The organism is Seonamhaeicola sp. ML3 (genome assembly GCF_023273855.1).
GTDB lineage: Bacteria > Bacteroidota > Bacteroidia > Flavobacteriales > Flavobacteriaceae > Seonamhaeicola.
In genome coordinates this window covers 547,874-565,515 of sequence record NZ_CP096884.1, presented here as the reverse complement: position 1 = coordinate 565,515, position 17,642 = coordinate 547,874, and the positions used below count along the sequence as shown (strand labels likewise).

The window sequence follows — 17,642 nt, the reverse complement described above, 5'->3', positions numbered from 1 at the left end:
GAATTATCAAATTGGCTCTTTTTGTTTTGTTTGTAATATTTTACTGTATTATAAAATCTTTAAAAATACAATTGGATAGTTCAAAATTTCGTAGTGGTTCACACTTTATTTAGCACTTTTTAAAAATGGTCAAAATTCGACTGTTTTGACTTGTTTTTGGCTCTTTAAAGCCCTATTTTTTACAAAAAGGTTGTAAAAACGTAAAATTTTAAAAATTCTTTATGAGCAAAACTTATGTTGATATTTCAGGAAATATTCGTCTTTTATCATTTGATATTGACAACACATTAATAGATTTTCATACTTTCAAGAGTAACTTCAAAAACGTTTGGGAAACTTTTAAAACCAAAGACGTTTTACTGGCTTACAATACAGGGCGTTTAATAGATGATGTTTTAAACTTGATAGATGTGGGTGTATTGCCTGCACCAAATTATATTATTTCTGGTGTAGGTACACATATTTATAATTATGATGAGCTAAAGGTTGTAAAAGAATTTAATAACGTACTTGATGATGGATGGGACCTTAATATCGTAGAACAAATTATAAATAAATTAAGTCATCCAATTAGCGAGCAGCCTACAAAGTTTCAGCACGCTTATAAGAGAAGTTATTATTTTCACAATGCTAGCCTAGACCATATTGCAGAAATTGAAGAAGATTTTAATAACGCTAACATGGATGTTAATGTTGTATATTCCGGAGAAAAATTTTTAGACATACTCCCTAAATATGCTAATAAAGGTAATGCTTTACATTGGTTGCTCAAGCAGTTGGATATAAAGACCCAAGAGGTATTGGTGGCAGGAGATAGTGGTAATGATTCAGCCATGTTCGATTTAAAGGGGGTAAAGGGCATAGTGGTCTCTAATGCACATGAAGAGTTGTACAGCTATACTAAACATAGAAAAGTATATCATGCCGAGCAAGAAAAAGGAGACGGCGTTATAGAGGGCCTCATTTATTTTGGAGTTTTTCCTAAAGAGGCAAAAGTTGTTAGTGGAATAGACCATAGTCATGATTTTTATATTAAGAAGGAGTTAGAGGTTATAGCATTAGAAGACGAAGATGAAAAGGTAGCGTTAATAAAGGAAGGTTATTTTAAGGCAGTTGAGGCCTTAAAAAAGAATATTACACCTTTAGGGTTTTCTGCATGTTCTATTGAAGATAATGTTGCTCATGGTACTGATGAAAACTATTATAGTGTATGGGCACGAGATGGTGCTATTACTGTTATTGGTTCACTTCCACTTAGTCATGATAAAGAAATTCATGATTGCCAAAGGCAGACACTTATCACACTTTTGGAACATATAACCAAGAACGGCCAAATTCCATCAAATGTAAGAATTAAAGATAATGTTCCAGACTATTCTGGTGTTGGAGGCATCTGTTCTATAGATAGCGGTATTTGGGTAGTTATTGCCTTCTATGAATATGTAAGTTATACTAAGGATATCGATTTTTTAAGAGAATATATATCCGATATAAAAGAGACCATGCGGTGGTTAGGAGCTCATGATAGTAATAACGATGCCCTCTTAGAAATTCCAGAGGCAGGTGATTGGACAGATTTATTTGGAAGAAGTTACAACATACTTTACGATGAAATTTTGTGGTATCGATCCAATGTGTGTTTTGGTAGAATGTTGGAAATGTTGGGCGATTATGATCAAGCTGGTGAGTACATAAGGTGGTCTCAGGTAATAAAAAAAGAAATTTTACAAAATTTTTGGCCTTCAACACAGCAAAAATTATTTCAATCAGTTTCGTTTGCAGAAAAACAATTTACTCTAGGGGATACGTCATACTTAATAGCCCAAACAACACCTTTCGATTTTAGTTGGCGTTGCGATGTTTTAGGAAATGTTTTAGCATTTTTACACGGTACTATTGATGCTGAAAAAGCCCATCAAACGTTTAAGTTTATGCTTGGCGTTGGTGTTAATGACCCCTATCCAGTAGCCAATGTTTATCCAGTAGTAAGTCCTGGGGATCCAGATTGGAGACCATATTATACAGTAAATTTATTGAATTTACCTAACCACTATCATAATGGAGGTATATGGCCTTTTGTAGGTGGGTTTTGGGTTAAATTTATTAATAAATTAGGACTAAAAGACGTTGCTATTTCAGAACTGTATAAACTTGCTTTAATAAATAAGGAAGGTATAAATCACGAATGGGAATTTACAGAATGGGCTCATGGTACAACTGGTAAACCTATGGGTAAAGCATATCAAGCTTGGTCGGCCGCACAGTATATTTCTGCTTGTCACGATTTAAAAATTATTAAGAAATAACCTAAAATAAATATTATGAAATCTATTTTAATGATCTCTTTGCATGGATATGTAGCAGCAAACCCGGAATTAGGAAAACCAGATACAGGGGGTCAGGTTGTATATGTTTTGGAACTTGCAGAACGATTTAGTCGACTTGGTAAAAAAGTCGATTTAGTTACACGACAATTTGAAGACCAACCAGAATACGATCATGTAGATGAAAATTACAGCGTATGGCGTATTCCGTTTGGTGGTAAAAAGTTTATTAGGAAAGAAGATATGCATGATCATCTTAAAAAGTTTGTAACCAATACACTGGCAGCAATAAAAAAAGAAGGTAAAAAGTATGATGTGGTATATTCACATTATTGGGATGCAGGTTGGGCAGGACAAAAAATAGCAGAAGAGTTAGGTGTTTCTCATGTTCATACACCTCATTCTGTAGGATGGTGGAAACAGCATACCATGGGAAGTGATATGGATGAAAAGGAAATGGAAGAAAAGTACCGTTTTAAAGAACGGATTAGAAAAGAATATTTCGTTTATCAAATGTGTAATCACATCATTGCAACTACTATTCCTCAAGTAGATTTGTTGACTAAACAGTACGATGTGTTGCCAAAAAATTGTACGATGATTCCACCAGGAATAGATGAAAACCGCTTCTTTCCTGTGCCTTCTAAAGAAAACGACAAGGTTCGTTTAAAATACGATATCCACCCTACAGATATACTTACATTAGGAAGAATGGCACATAATAAAGGTTACGACCTTTTGATAAAATCATTGCCAACTGTTTTTAAGCTTTGTCCGGAGGCAAGATTGGTTGCGGCCATTGGTAGCGATAATTCTAATAGGGATGATGAAGGGGTTGCTAAACTGAAAAAAATGGCAAGCGAGCTCGGAGTTATGGAGAGAATACAGTGGAAAAGTTACATTGCTGATGAAGATTTAGCAAATGTTTACCGTTCAGCAAATATTTTTGCTATGCCATCGAGATATGAACCTTTTGGAATGGTTGCTATTGAAGCAATGGCTTGTGGAACACCAAGTGTAGTTACAGTTCATGGCGGATTATACGATTTAATTGATTTTGGAAACCAGGCTCTTTTTGCTGACCCTCATAGACCACTTGAGTTTGGAGCTATGATGGCAATGCCTTTGCTTTACCCTAAAATGCGAAATGAATTATCGGTTGAAGGTGCCCGTTTTGCTAGACGTAATTTTGGATGGACTGGTATTGCTAAACGTATGCTGCAAGTCTTCAGGAACTCAATCAATCAGCAAACAATGGAATCGAATATTTATTGAAAAATGATAGCCTGATGTCTAGAATTGTATGTTTTGGAGAAGTACTATGGGATATATTTCCTAATGGGAATAAAAAAATAGGAGGTGCACCTTTAAATGTTGCGCTTAGGTTGGCTTCATTAGGAGATAAAGTTACTATGGTAAGTGCAATAGGTAAAGACGATAACGGACAGAAATTAATAGATTACGTTAGAGAAAACGGAATTGATGACGCCTATATTCAAACTAAAGACCATTTTAGTACAGGTGAAGTCACTGTTTTACTAAACGATAAAGGCTCTGCTACATATGAAATAGAGCAACCAAGAGCATGGGATAAAATAGAGATGTCGGATGAATTAGAGAACTATGTCGAAAACTCCGATGCCTTTGTTTTTGGTAGTTTAATAGCTAGGGATGAGGTGTCCAAACAAACATTATGTCGTTTAATCGATTTATCTAAGTATAATATATTCGATTTAAATCTCAGGCCGCCGCATTATAACATAACAGTTTTGAAAGAGCTGATGGAAAAAGCTGATTTCATTAAGTTTAATGATGAAGAACTTTATAAAGTTGCAGACTATTTAGGTTCTAAATATAAGGGTTTGGAACAGAACATTAAGTTTATATCAGAACACACAAATACTAATTGTATTTGTGTGACCAAAGGTGCTTTTGGTGCTGTGTTATTTTACAATGACAGTCTATTCTATAACAGTGGTTACAAAATTAAGGTGGCAGATACTGTTGGTGCAGGTGATTCATTTTTAGGGGCGCTCATTAACAAATTACTTCAGAATGAGAATCCACAAAAGGCTATTGATTTTGCTTGTGCTGTTGGAGCTATGGTTGCACAAAACAAGGGGGCAAATCCCAAATTCACTCAACATGAAATAATAGAATTTGCAAATATCTAGATGTTATTTCTAGATTTTATATTATTATGACATAATTTTATAATCTCAGAAATACGTTTCTGTTTGGTTTCGGGTCTTTTAGCACTATAAACCCATGATAAATAAGCTTTTTTATAGCCTTTAGAAAAGCTTTGGTAATTTTCAAAAGCCCTTGGGTTTTCATCAAAGGCGTTTTGGAGCTCATCAGGTATTATGCCCTGTTCAAGAGCATCGGCAGCTGTCCAACTACCGTTTTGTTTGGCAATTTCAATAGATTTATAACCAGATTCATGAATTAGTCCGGAAGCTTCTAGTTCTTTAATATAGCGTTTGTTAAGAGCACTCCAAGAACTCTTGGGGTTTCTTTTGGTAAAGTACTGGCGTCGTTTGCCGTTACCTAAACTTTTCACAGTAGAATCTATCCAGCCAAAACAAATGGCTACTTTCACGGCATCTTCCCAGCGCATGGTAGGGATATTCAATTCAAGCTTATAAAAGATAAGGTATACGCCATCACTTTTTGAGTGGTTGTTCAAAAGCCAGTAATACCAATCTGTATCCCGTTCAAAATATAGTTCTGGGAGTTCTTTCAAGTCTTTAAATCTTTTTCGATTCTACATAAAAATCGCGGTCAATCTCCATAGTCTCAATCTTCTGTTCAATTGAAACCTTATTCCAAATCGCTGTTGGTTGCAACCACAGTTCTTTATCGTTTATTGTCACTTGTAAAGGCATAGCAAAGCCATCTACTACATTTGTCCAGCGGTATTTTAGGAGTTTTCCATCAATTTGGTATTCCAAAATGGGAATCTTAGTAGTTCTTAAATATTGATTGAAAAATGCTGTTAAATCTATATTTGTTTCTCTGCTCAAAAACGATTCTATCTGTTCTGTTGTCACAGTTTGATGGTAAAACTCCACATTGATTTTACGCAAAATTTTACGCCATTTTTCGTCGTCTTTAATAAGTTGGCGAAGTGTGTGGAGCATATTGGCACCTTTATAATACATATCTGTACCTTCACTGGATTTATTAACGTTATAAGTCCCAATAACTGGGTTTTTGTTTGCGATAAGTTTACGAGTTCCAATAACATAGTCTGCTGAAGCCTCTTTCCCAAAATGATAGTCTAAGTACAGATTTTCGGAATAGGCCGTAAAACCTTCATGAATCCACATATCGGCGACATCCTTGTTGGTAATATTGTTAGCAAACCACTCATGCCCAGATTCATGTACTAGAATAAAATCGAATTTTAAGCCCCATCCAGTTCCCGACAAATCTCTACCTAAATATCCGTTTTTGAACTCATTGCCATAAGTAACCGAGCTTTGATGTTCCATACCTAGGTAAGGTGCTTCAACTAACTTGAAGCTATCGGCATAAAACGGATATTGTCCAAACCAATGCTCAAAAGCTTCCATCATTTTTGGAACCTGCTTAAATTGTTCTTTGGCCTTTTCTAGGTTATAACTCAATACATAATAATCCATATTAAGGTTCCCGGCCATTCCATCATAAACCTCAGAGAAGTTTACATAATCGCCGATATTGATATTTACACCATAATTGTTGATGGGGTTTTTTACAACCCAATGGTATGTTTTTGTATTGCCAATACGCTCTACAAGTCGTAATCTTCCATTAGAAACATTAATTAAATCATCTGGTACATTTACGCTAATTTTCATACCATCTACTTCGTCGTACATATGGTCTTTACAGGGCCACCAAACACTTGCGCCCAAACCTTGACAAGATGATGCAATAAAATGATTCCCATTGTTATCTTTTTTCCAAGAAATCCCGCCATCCCAAGGCGCTCTAACGGCTTCTTTAGGGAGCCCTTCATAGTAGACTTCAATATGTTCAATTTCATCAACAATTTGTTTCTTTTTTAAGTGGATAAAATGAGCGTTTCCATCGTGATTCACCGCGAGTTCTTCACCGTTTTGAAGCACTTTTAATATAACCATAGGCGGTTGTAAATCTATTTGCATAATCGAGTCTGTCTTCAATACTTTATACTGAATTGTATTTTTTCCAGAAATAAACTTTTTATCTGGTTCAACTTTAATATCTAAATGGTAATAGGTTAAATCCCACCATTCGCGTTCTGGTGTTATGCTGCCTCTCAGAGTATCTTGCCTTGTAAATTTGGTCTTTTCTTTCAAAATATTTTGAGAATTAGATTGTATTGTGATAAGAGCTATTAAAACAATGAATATAAATTTGTGATTAATCATTTACTGCGATTTTATTTTTTGTGTATTTTCTTCCTGAGATTGAATCCAAGATAATAGGTATGGATTTAAAACCGTTGGTTGTAGGTTTAAAAACACCGAAATGTAAATGTGGTGTGGTGGTTAAACCTGTAAACCCTGAAATTCCAATGGGTTGGTTTATCGATATAGAATCTCCTTTCTTTACCAAGGCTCCATGTTGCTTTAAATGCACATACTGGGCAAATGTATTATCGTTGTGATATATCATGATAAAATTACCATAAGGCTTATATTTTTTAGTAGTGCCCTGTTTGTTATGTGTATCGATAACTTTTATTACAATACCAGAACGTGACGCCGTAATAGTATCTCCTATTTTTAAATTGAAGTCTATAGTGTATCTTGAAAAATCTGTATTATGTGTAAAGCTACCATTATAACCTTGAATAATTTTATAACGTTTTCCTTTTGGAAAAGGTAAAGCATAGTTGTGAAGTGTATCGTAACCTTGTTTACCCTTTTCATGGTAACCATAATAGTGGCTAAACTTATAGGTTTCCAATATTAACGAGGAGTCCTTTTTACTTGTGTTAAACTGCATTATTAGTGAAGTTTCGTTAGGTTTTGATTGAATAAAATTAGATTTACCATTTTTTAAGTTAGTTATTTTAGTGAAAACAGGACATGGTAACTTGTTCTCGTATATAACTTTTGTGGTATCGTTAAGTTCAAAAAATGATACGTTGCCCTTATTATTAGGAGGTTTAGAGCAACTTAACATAACTGTTAGTAAAATGAATAAGAAGCTCCTTGACATATTATCGAATCATTATTTTATTAGGAAAAACTACTGGGCTCTCGAAGCCATTATCTCCAACTGCTGCAACACCAAAGAAATAATTATCAATAACAATACCATCTAGTGTAGTACCTAAAAGACCTTCTACATAACGGCTATTGTCCCATGTTGGGGAAGTAGTATCTCTCCAATATATTTTATATCCTTTTGCATGGTCTACTTTCTGCCATATAAAACGAGCAGATGCTTCAACAACCCCTCCAATAGAGACTTCTTTTGGAGCTGGAGGTGCCCAGGCGAGGCTTGCAAGGTTGATGGCATTTACAGCAGTTAGTTTTTTCACATAATCGAAGTTAACGTGTTCAATAACGTCTCCATACGCAATACCATTTTCTTCCCTTATATCCTGATGCTGTTGGTTATAATTTTCATGAGCCTCCATGATACGAACACCAGCAAATCCTAAATCGTTGAACGGACGGTGATGTCCGCCACGGCCAAAACGGTCTAATCGATACACCATCATTGGGTTCATTTCTGGCATATAGGTTCTAGTAGTTTTGTAGATATATCGCGCTAATTGGCGAGAAATCCCATCTACTTCACCGCCATAATACCTTCTTAATTTTCTTTGGCGTTCAGTCTCGGTATGGGGGACAGGTTCTGAAAAAATTCGAAAAGTACGATTATCGATTACACCATCTACTCCTTTAATATTGCCAATCATGTCATTATTTAATACACCAATAATCTCCCAGTCATTCTTTTTAGCATAATTGGCCAGTCCAGCACCACCAAAAAGGCCCTGTTCTTCGCCCGATAAACCCACATACACAATACTACTATCAAATTTGTATTGCGATAGAACTCGAGCAGCTTCTAAAGTACCTGCCATTCCTGAAGCATTATCGTTTGCACCAGGAGCATCGGTGGTGAAGTCCATGGTATCACTAGCTCTGGAATCTATATCACCGCTCATAATAACATACCTGTTTGGGTATTTGGTTCCTCTTTGTATAGCAACAACATTGACCACCCAAGTATCGTGAGGAACTCTGGTGTTACCCTTTTTTGTAACAAAATCTTTTTGAAAAAAAACCTCCAAGCAATTATCACAATCAGCAGAGATGGTTTCAAATTCTTTTTTTATCCATCTGCGTGCTGCTCCAATACCACGACTTGTAGAGAGGGTATCGCTAAAGGTGTTTCTAGTTCCAAAATCAACTAGTGTTTGTATGTCATTTTGAATTCTATTGGCCGATATGGCATCAATAATATCATACAATACAGTCTTGTTCTGGCTTTTGATTGTAGGCGATATTGTTAAAAGAAGAAAAACTATAAAATACTTCATTTATTTCTTATAATTAAATTTGGTTGTACTAACAGAACCATCTTTTTGGTGAATGTCTACATAAACATTCATTTCATTTTCACTTACTTTTTCAAAACTCATACCCTCAAAAACAACTTTGTCTTTGGTGATGTATTTTAAGGGGAAGTCAACAGTTTCGTCTTTTGTTTCCCATCCTTTTAAATCATTGTTAAAGTGTTTTAGCTGTAACACAAGGGTGTTTTCCAGTTCTCTTATTATTTCGATTTCATAAAAAGCCACTTTACCATCACTAATTAGCTTAAAAGTAGCCATCATGGAACCGCCGGAAGGTTTGCTCCAGTTTTCTTCTGTAACGCCTCCAAAGGCTTCACCTCTCCAATTACCAGAAATCCAAGCAATGTTTTCCAGCTTTGGTTCAAGTTTTTTGGTGTCTTGACTATGAAGCAAAGAGGCATGTATTAGGAGTAAAAGGAATATGGTTTTTTTCATAAAAGATGTTTGTATAAAATTAAGCAAAATAAAAAACGCTTCAAAAAAGTAAATTGAAGCGTTTTTATTTGAGTTAGTCACCCTATTGCTTAGAAGCAATATTTATTTTCCTGAGTTACTTTATTTGCAATAATATTTCTCAGTTCAATGATGTTAGGCATATTCACATATTTAATGTAGCGTTTTAATCCCATAAGCATCATGCGTTGTTCGTCACCACTAGAGAATGAAATAATTGAATGTTTTCCTGCGGTTTCAATAACATCGATGGCGTGGAATAAATTGAGCTTGGCCATAGCAATTTGTTCTTTAACCTTGTCTTCGCCTTCTTTTTTGGCCATTTTTTCGGCACGTAGAATAGCCGATTCAGCCAAATAAATTTGAATTAAAATGTCTGAAGCTGCTAGCATAAGCTGTTGTTGTTCTTCGATTTTTTCACCATATTTTTCTAAGGCTGCTCCAGCAACCATCAAAAATAGTTTCTTTAGGTTTTTTACGATGCTCTTTTCTTCTGAAAACAATTCTGAAAAGTCTGGTGTATCAAAAGAAGGAATACCCATTAACTCTTCTTTAACCGCCATAGCTGGAGTTAATAAGTCAACATGCCCTTTCATGGCTTTTTTAATAAGCATCCCAATACTTAACATTCTGTTTATTTCGTTGGTGCCTTCGTAAATTCTAGAAATACGAGCGTCTCTCCAAGCGGATTCCATCGGAGTTTCCTCAGAGAATCCCATACCACCTAGGATTTGAATACCTTCGTCGGTACATCTTTGAACAAATTCAGAAACTGATACTTTTAAAATAGAACATTCTATAGCGTATTCTTCAACACCTTTTAATTCGGCTTCTTGATGAGAATCCTTGCCATTTTGACGTCTAATATCAATACGATCCTGAATATTTTTAGCGGCTCTGTAGCAACCAGCTTCACCTACCCAGCAGTTTGTTGCCATTTCGGCAATTTTTTGGCGAATAGCACCAAAACTAGAAATAGGTGTTTTAAATTGAATACGCTCATTGGCATACTTTATAGATTCTGAGATTGTTCTACGCTGAGCATCCAAACAAGCTACAGCTAATTTAATACGGCCAACATTAAGAGCGTTCATGGCAATTTTGAAACCATTTCCTCGTACCGATAGCATGTTTTCTACAGGGACTTCAGTTTCGTTAAAAAAGACCTGTCTTGTTGAGGAAGCGCGTATGCCTAGTTTGTGCTCTTCTTCTCCCATGGTTATGCCATTAGGGTTTTCAGGGTCGTATTCAACAATAAAACCTGTAATATATTTATCGTCTTCGATTCTAGCAAAGACAATCATTAAATTACAGAAACCTGCATTGGAAATCCACATTTTCTGTCCAGTAATCTTGTATGATTTACCGTCTTGAGACAGCACAGCTTTTGTTTTTCCTGAATTGGCATCACTACCTGCACTAGGTTCGGTTAAGCAATAGGAACCAAACCATTCACCGCTAGCCAGTTTTGGGACATACTTTTGTTTTTGGTTTTCGCTTCCATACAAGGTTATGGGCATAGTTCCAATACCAGTATGTGCTCCAAAGGCGGTACTAAAAGAACCTGTTGCTCCAGAAATGAAATCACAAACCAGCATGGTATCAACAAAACCCATACCCATGCCGCCATATTCTTCTGGCACTGATACGCTTAAAAAACCAAGCTCTCCAGCTTTACGCATACAGGATTCTGTTAGGTCGTAATCTTTCTTTTCAAATTGAGCTTTTTTAGCCCAGATTTCGCGATCAACAAACTCCGTCACAGCTTCTTTCATCATAAGCTGGTCTTCGTTAAAATCTTCTGGGGTGAAAATATCTTCACAAGCGGTTTCTTTTACAAGAAACTGTCCTCCTCTTAATATCGCTTTCTCTTCCATAGTTTAATTGTAGATTTTTAGTTTAATTCAAAAATTCAAAAATACCACAGGCGCCTTGTCCTGTGCCTACACACATGGTTACCGCACCGTATTTTCCTTTCATATCGCGCTTACGCATTTCATCAAATAGTTGAACCGAAAGTTTTGTTCCAGTACAACCTAAAGGATGTCCAAGGGCAATAGCACCACCATTAACATTAATGATATCTGGGCTTAAGTTTAATTCTCGTATCACGGCTAATGATTGAGATGCAAAAGCTTCATTTAATTCAATAAGCTCTAAATCATCTTGTTTTAGGCCCGCTAGTTTTAAAGCCTTAGGAATAGCCTTTACAGGTCCAATACCCATAATACGAGGTTCTACACCAGCAGCGGCATAGTTTACTAATCTGGCGATAGGTTCTAAGTTAAGTTCTTTAACCATAGCCTCGCTCATTACCATAACGAATGCTGCACCATCGCTCATTTGTGAAGAATTACCAGCTGTAACACTTCCTCCTTGTGCAAATACAGGACGAAGTTTAGCTAAAGCCTCTAGATTGGTGCCTTTTCTGGGGCCTTCATCTTTGTTGACTGTATAGCTCTTAGTTGCTTTTTTCCCATTGGCATCTATGTAGGTTTGATTCACTTCGATAGGAACAATCTGATCTTGAAATCTATCCTCTGCCTGTGCTTTTAAGGCTTTCATATGGGAATTAAATGCAAATTCATCTTGGTCTTCTCTTGAAACCTTAAACTGATTGGCAACAGCTTCTGCTGTATTTCCCATGCCCCAATAATAATCTTCGTGTCCTGAATTGACTATATCGTAATTTAACTCAGGTTTAAAGCCTGTCATAGGAACGGCACTCATACTTTCAGCACCTCCTGCGATGATACAATCTGCCATGCCCGATTGGATTTTCGCAGTTGCAATGGCAATAGTTTCAATACCTGAAGAACAAAACCTATTAACGGTTACGCCCGGTACATCGACACTATCTAATCCCATAAGAGAAATTAAACGAGCCATGTTGAGTCCCTGAGAGCCTTCGGGCATCGCGTTACCAACAATAACATCATCAATTCTTTTTTTATCTAGCTGAGGAAGTTCATTCATCATGTATTGAATGGTTTCAGCGGCCAACTCATCGGTTCTTTTAAAACGGAATAGACCTTTGGGTGCTTTCCCAACAGCTGTTCTGTATGCTTTTACTATATATGCGGTTTTCATAATTTTAGATTTTTAGAAAACTAGATTTTCAGACCTTTTAGACTTCTAATAATCTAGAAATCTAACACGTCTAATCTTCTAATTACGTAATGGTTTACCTGTTTTGAGCATATGTTGAATTCGCTCTAAGGTTTTTCGTTCTGTACACAAGCTTAAGAATGCCTCTCTCTCTAAATCTAATAAGTATTGCTCTGTTACTAGTGTAGGCTCAGATAAGTCTCCACCAGCCATAACATAGGCTAGTTTATTAGCTATTTTTTGATCATGTTCGCTTATGTAATTAGAGGCTTCCATAGCATCTGTTCCCACCAAGAACATACCTAGAGCTTGTTTGCCCAGTACTTTTACATCTTTGCGTTTTACGGGTTGTGTATACCCTGCATCTGCCATTAATCTGGCATGGGCTTTAGCCGTTGCAATCTGTCTATCCTTATTAACAACTACGACATCTTTTCCTTTTTGTAATAGCCCCATGTCGAAGGCTTCGTAAGCAGATGTTGCTACTTTTGCCATACCTATTGTTAGGAAATATTCCTGAAGAACATTGAGTTCTACATCTCCTTTTCTAAACGAGTCTGATGCTCTAAGGGCCATTTCTTTAGACCCTGCACCACCTGGGATAACACCTACTCCAAATTCTACTAAACCGATATAAGTTTCTGCTGCTGCTACTACTTTATCGGCATGCATGGATAATTCGCAGGCACCTCCAAGAGACATGCCATGAGGTGCAGAAATAGTTGGAATCGATGAATAGCGCATACGCATCATAGTATCCTGAAAATACTTGATAGCCCCATTAAGTTCGTCGTATTCTTGTTCTACGGCCATCATGAAAATCATGCCTATATTAGCTCCAACTGAGAAATTGGCGCCTTGATTTCCTATGACTAAGCCATCGAAATCTTTTTCAGCCAAATCAATTGCTTTATTGAGTCCAGCCAGCACGTCACCTCCAATAGTGTTCATTTTAGATTGGAATTCACAATTTAATATGCCTTCTCCCAAATCTTCTATAACAACACCTGAGTTTCTAAAAACTTCGTTACTCTTTCTGATATTATCTAGAATGATAAAGGCATCTTGTCCTGGTTTTTTAGTATGCGATTTAGATGTTATATCGTAATAATATGTTGCGCCATTTTGCACGGAATAAAAAGAACTATTACCAGCGCTAATCATGGCTTTTACCCAAGAGGCAGGCTCCAAACCTTCTTCTTTCATAATATCTATACCTTTTTCAACACCAATGGCATCCCAAATTTGAAAAGGTCCATGCTCCCAACCAAACCCAGCTTTCATGGCATCATCTATTTTATAAAGTTCATCAGATATTTCAGGAACTCTGTTGGATACATAAGCAAACATAGCAGCAAAATTCTTTCTGTAAAAAGCACCTGCTTTATCTTTCCCTGACACTAAAATCTTAAATCTATCAATAACTTTTTCAACAGACTTTGTGAGTTCTAAGGTGGCGAATTTAGCTCGTTTTTTACTGCGGTACTCCAAGGTTTCTAAATCTAGAGATAGGATTTCACTTTTACCTGTTTCCCCTTTTACCTTTTTATAGAAGCCTTGACCTGTTTTGCTACCCAACCATTTATTTTCCATCATGGTGTTTATAAAATCTGGTAGTTTGAAAAGCTCGTGGGCTTCGTCTTCTGGGCAGTTTTCGTAAATACCGTTAGCGACATGCACTAGCGTATCTAAGCCAACAACATCTACCGTTCTAAAGGTAGCAGATTTAGGCCTGCCAATAACTGGTCCGGTTAATTTATCGACTTCCTCTATGGTCAATCCAAGTGCTTTGACTTGATGGAACAGTGATTGGATACCAAAAATCCCTATTCGGTTTCCTATAAAAGCAGGCGTATCTTTTGCAATAACCGAAGTTTTTCCCAGATACTGTTCGCCATAATTATTGAGAAAATCTAAAACAGATTTAGAAGTTTTAGGCCCCGGAATAATTTCGAATAACTTTAAATATCTCGCAGGGTTAAAGAAGTGTGTACCACAGAAATGTTCTTGGAAATCATCGCTTCTGCCTTCGCTCATAAATTTTATGGGGATTCCCGAAGTATTAGAAGTGATGAGTGTTCCCGGAGTTCTATGCTTTTCCAAGTTTTCAAAAACTTGCTTTTTAATATCGAGTCGTTCAACAACAACCTCGATAATCCAATCAACATCTTTAACTTTTGAAATATCATCATCTAAATTTCCAGTTGTTATTCTACTGGCAAATTTTTGGTGATAAATAGGAGATGGTTTAGATTTTAAAGTCTTTTTCAGAGCATCATTAACAAGTCTGTTTTTAACAACTTTATCTTGTAAAGTGAGTCCTTTAGATTTTTCAATGTCATTGAGTTCTCTTGGAACTATATCGAGAAGTAAAACTTCAACACCAATGTTGGCAAAATGACAAGCAATACCACTTCCCATAATTCCTGAACCAATAACAGCAACTTTTTTTATAAGTCGTTTACCCATTTGTATAAACTAATTTATTTTTTGTTATAAATTTTTTTGTTCGATACCATATCCACAATAAGCTCGGCTACTTCATAAAAATGTTCCATTTTTTCCTGCGACACATTCTTTCTAACGACCTCATTAAAAGTCAATACTTTTTCTCTTGAATAGTCTCGTTTTTCGCGACCAAATGGAGTTAATTTTATAATTACGCCTCTACCATCGTTGGGGTTAGGGTGTCTTTCAATTAAGCCTCTTTTTTCCATTGTCTTTAAAGTTCTTGACAAACTGGTGGCTTCCATACCCATTTTTGGGCCTAATGACGTAGAAGGTGTGCCTTCTTCTGGGTCGATGCTCAATAGCGTAAAACCTGTTGCCATAGTACTTTCAAATTTCGCCGCTTCCTCATTGTACATTTTCTGAACCGTAAGCCAAGTGGTTCTTAGTACATAATCAATCGTTTTATCTTTCATTGGTTGGTCGTTATAACCCAAATATAAAAAAAAATATTATGCATGCATAATATTTTTAATATATATAACGAAATTTAAGATAATGTTGAAGAGGCTGTAAGATATTAACTATGAGCATGGAAAAGGAAATGTCTCTTCCATTAATCTAAGTTTAGCTGTTGTATATTTTTTCGATAAGGCTACTGTATTTTTCCTTTATCACTTTACGTTTCATTTTCATTGTTGGTGTAAGGTGACCGTCTTCGATAGTCCAAACATCGGGAGTTATCTCAAACTTTTTTATTTGTTCCCACTTTCCAAAGTTTGCGTTGGCCTCGTCGATTTCTTCTTGAATACGTTCATGAAGCACTTCACTTTTTATAATTGCTTCGTTAGATTCGAAAGTAATATCATGTCTTCTGGCCCATTCCTCTACGAACTCGTAATTGATTTGAATAAGTGCTGCAGGCATTTTTTTACCTTCGCCAATAACCATGATTTGTTCTATAAACCTGGATTGTTTAAATTGATTTTCTAACATAGCGGGAACAATATATTTCCCCCCAGATGTTTTAAACATATCTTTTTTACGATCGGTTATTTTTAAGAAATTATCATCGTTGATTTCTCCAATGTCTCCGGTATGAAAATAATCTCCCGTCATTACATCAGCTGTTCTCTCTGGGTCTTTATAATAGCCCATCATAACGTTGGGGCCTTTTACTAAAATTTCACCGTCATCGGCGATTTTCACCTCTACGTTATCAATGATTCGTCCAACAGTTCCTATTCTAATCCCCATATTAAACGGACAGTTAACAGAGATAACAGGCGATGTTTCTGTAAGCCCGTAGCCCTCCAGAATTGGCATTTCTGCCGCAGAGAAAATTCTAATCAGCCTTGGTTGCAAAGCGGCACTTCCAGATACCAGTGTGTTAAGGTTACCGCCCAGACCTTCTTTCCATTTACTGAAAATGAGTTTTCGTGCTATCTTTAATTTAAATTCGTACCACCAGCCATTTTTTCCATAAGGTTCGAATTTTAATCCCAAGTTCACGGCCCAAAAGAATAGCATTTTTTTAATGCCTTTAAGTTCTGCACCTTTGGCTATAATTTTATCATATACCTTTTCGTATAGACGAGGCACCGCAGTCATGATGAAAGGTTTAACTTCCTTTAGGTTGTCGCTTATTGTTTCAATACTTTCGGCAAAGTATATTTCTATACCACAATATTGATATAGGTATAAAATCATACGTTCAAACACGTGGCAAATAGGTAAAAAACTCAGCGCCGAGGCTTTTCCGTGTTCCATAGGAACTCTTGAAGAACTATCGAGTACGTTAGAAACCAAATTGTTATGAGATAACATAACACCTTTTGGGGTTCCAGTTGTTCCCGAAGTATAAATTAAGGTAGCTAAATCTTCGGGTTTCACATTGTCTTTGGCTTTTTCAACATCCTTTTGGTTAGAGTCGTCTTCACCTAAATCAAGAACTTCTTTCCAGTTCTTTTCTCCTTCAATATCATTAAAGGTGTAGACCTCCTTTAGTTTGGTGTTACCTTTTATTTGATTTAGTTTCTCTAGAATGGTTTCGTCTGAGACAAAACAGTATATGGCTTCAGAGTGATTTAAAACATATTCATACTCTTCTTTGGAAATAGTAGGGTATATAGGAACATTTTGAGCCCCCAGTTGTAAAACCCCAATATCAAGAATATTCCATTCTGTACGATTAGTGGTAGAGATTATAGCAATTTTATCGTTAGGCTTTATTCCCATTCGCAATAAACCTCTACTAATTTTATTAGCTTGATTTATATATTCTTGGGAAGATATGCTAACCCATTTACCATCGTATTTGGAGGTAAATGCTTTGTCAAGTGCAAATTTTTCCTGTTGATATTTCGGGAAATCAAAAATTCTAGTAACCTCTTTCATTTGCCTAAATGTATTTTCTTTTTTAAACAGATATAGCTCACCTCGAAATATTTGGGAGCATATTAACCCTATTTAGTTGGTGAGTTGTTTCAATTTTTTCTAATGTAGAGCAACAAAATATGAAATAAATAGGATTTATTAAGGCTTCTTTAATAATAATATAACAATTTTTCTCTTTTTTTTATGATAAAGTGAAAACGAACAGGTGTGTTTTTTGTTAAATATTCAAAATGCTAAAAGTATTGATAGATAAAGTGTTAATCGCTCTATATATGACAAATATCAGTTTAAACCTTAGTATTAGGGACTAAATTTGGTGTAACAATTAGAAGGTAAATAAAAAT

13 protein-coding genes are annotated in these 17,642 nt (G+C 36.0%); 3 read left to right on the top strand and 10 right to left on the bottom strand.

Translation table 11 applies throughout. The features are described 5' to 3' along the window. Positions 1-221: 221 nt before the first annotated feature. From M0214_RS02645 to M0214_RS02635, 3 genes are read left to right on the top strand one after another with little or no spacing between them, the layout of a single operon-like run. A complete protein-coding gene (locus M0214_RS02645) occupies positions 222-2,306 on the top strand; it encodes an HAD-IIB family hydrolase (protein WP_248723930.1) in 2,085 nt (694 codons plus the stop codon). A 15-nt stretch (positions 2,307-2,321) separates the two neighbouring features. Beyond that, positions 2,322-3,599 carry a glycosyltransferase gene (locus tag M0214_RS02640; protein WP_248723929.1) on the top strand — a complete coding sequence of 426 codons (1,278 nt, stop codon included), beginning with the start codon at positions 2,322-2,324 and terminating at the stop codon, positions 3,597-3,599. 14 nt (positions 3,600-3,613) lie between these two features. Continuing rightward, on the top strand, positions 3,614-4,498 hold the full coding sequence (locus M0214_RS02635; RefSeq protein ID WP_248723928.1) for a carbohydrate kinase: 885 nt from the start codon (positions 3,614-3,616) through the stop codon (positions 4,496-4,498). Here the strand turns inward: M0214_RS02635 and M0214_RS02630 are convergent. The 10 genes from M0214_RS02630 to M0214_RS02585 all read right to left on the bottom strand — a co-directional run bounded on the left by M0214_RS02630 (position 4,495) and on the right by M0214_RS02585 (position 17,298). Then, positions 4,495-5,070, bottom strand: a complete 576-nt coding sequence (locus tag M0214_RS02630) for a YdeI family protein (protein ID WP_248723927.1) — start codon at positions 5,068-5,070, stop codon at positions 4,495-4,497. The genes M0214_RS02635 and M0214_RS02630 overlap by 4 nt on opposite strands. 4 nt (positions 5,071-5,074) lie before the next feature. Then, the gene (locus M0214_RS02625; RefSeq protein WP_248723926.1) at positions 5,075-6,724 is read right to left on the bottom strand and encodes a M1 family metallopeptidase; all 1,650 of its coding nucleotides are present in this window, start codon (positions 6,722-6,724) and stop codon (positions 5,075-5,077) included. After that, entirely contained in the window at positions 6,717-7,520 is an 804-nt protein-coding gene (locus M0214_RS02620) for a M23 family metallopeptidase (RefSeq protein WP_248723925.1), read from the bottom strand. The genes M0214_RS02625 and M0214_RS02620 overlap by 8 nt, the downstream gene beginning before the upstream one ends. A gap of 1 nt (position 7,521) precedes the next feature. After that, positions 7,522-8,856, bottom strand: a complete 1,335-nt coding sequence (locus tag M0214_RS02615; protein WP_248723924.1) for a M28 family peptidase — start codon at positions 8,854-8,856, stop codon at positions 7,522-7,524. Further along, on the bottom strand, positions 8,857-9,327 hold the full coding sequence (locus tag M0214_RS02610) for a DUF6265 family protein (protein ID WP_248723923.1): 471 nt from the start codon (positions 9,325-9,327) through the stop codon (positions 8,857-8,859). A gap of 89 nt (positions 9,328-9,416) precedes the next feature. Beyond that, complete coding sequence (locus M0214_RS02605) at positions 9,417-11,222, bottom strand: acyl-CoA dehydrogenase family protein (RefSeq protein WP_248723922.1); 1,806 nt, start codon at positions 11,220-11,222, stop codon at positions 9,417-9,419. A 22-nt stretch (positions 11,223-11,244) separates the two neighbouring features. After that, positions 11,245-12,435: an acetyl-CoA C-acyltransferase gene (locus M0214_RS02600; RefSeq protein WP_248723921.1), complete on the bottom strand. Its 1,191-nt coding sequence runs from the start codon at positions 12,433-12,435 to the stop codon at positions 11,245-11,247. 78 nt (positions 12,436-12,513) lie between these two features. Next, positions 12,514-14,922: a 3-hydroxyacyl-CoA dehydrogenase/enoyl-CoA hydratase family protein gene (locus M0214_RS02595; RefSeq protein WP_248723920.1), complete on the bottom strand. Its 2,409-nt coding sequence runs from the start codon at positions 14,920-14,922 to the stop codon at positions 12,514-12,516. 14 nt (positions 14,923-14,936) lie between these two features. Then, complete coding sequence (locus tag M0214_RS02590; protein WP_248723919.1) at positions 14,937-15,377, bottom strand: MarR family winged helix-turn-helix transcriptional regulator; 441 nt, start codon at positions 15,375-15,377, stop codon at positions 14,937-14,939. 151 nt (positions 15,378-15,528) lie between these two features. Further along, on the bottom strand, positions 15,529-17,298 hold the full coding sequence (locus M0214_RS02585) for a long-chain fatty acid--CoA ligase (RefSeq protein ID WP_248723918.1): 1,770 nt from the start codon (positions 17,296-17,298) through the stop codon (positions 15,529-15,531). Positions 17,299-17,642: the final 344 nt, after the last annotated feature.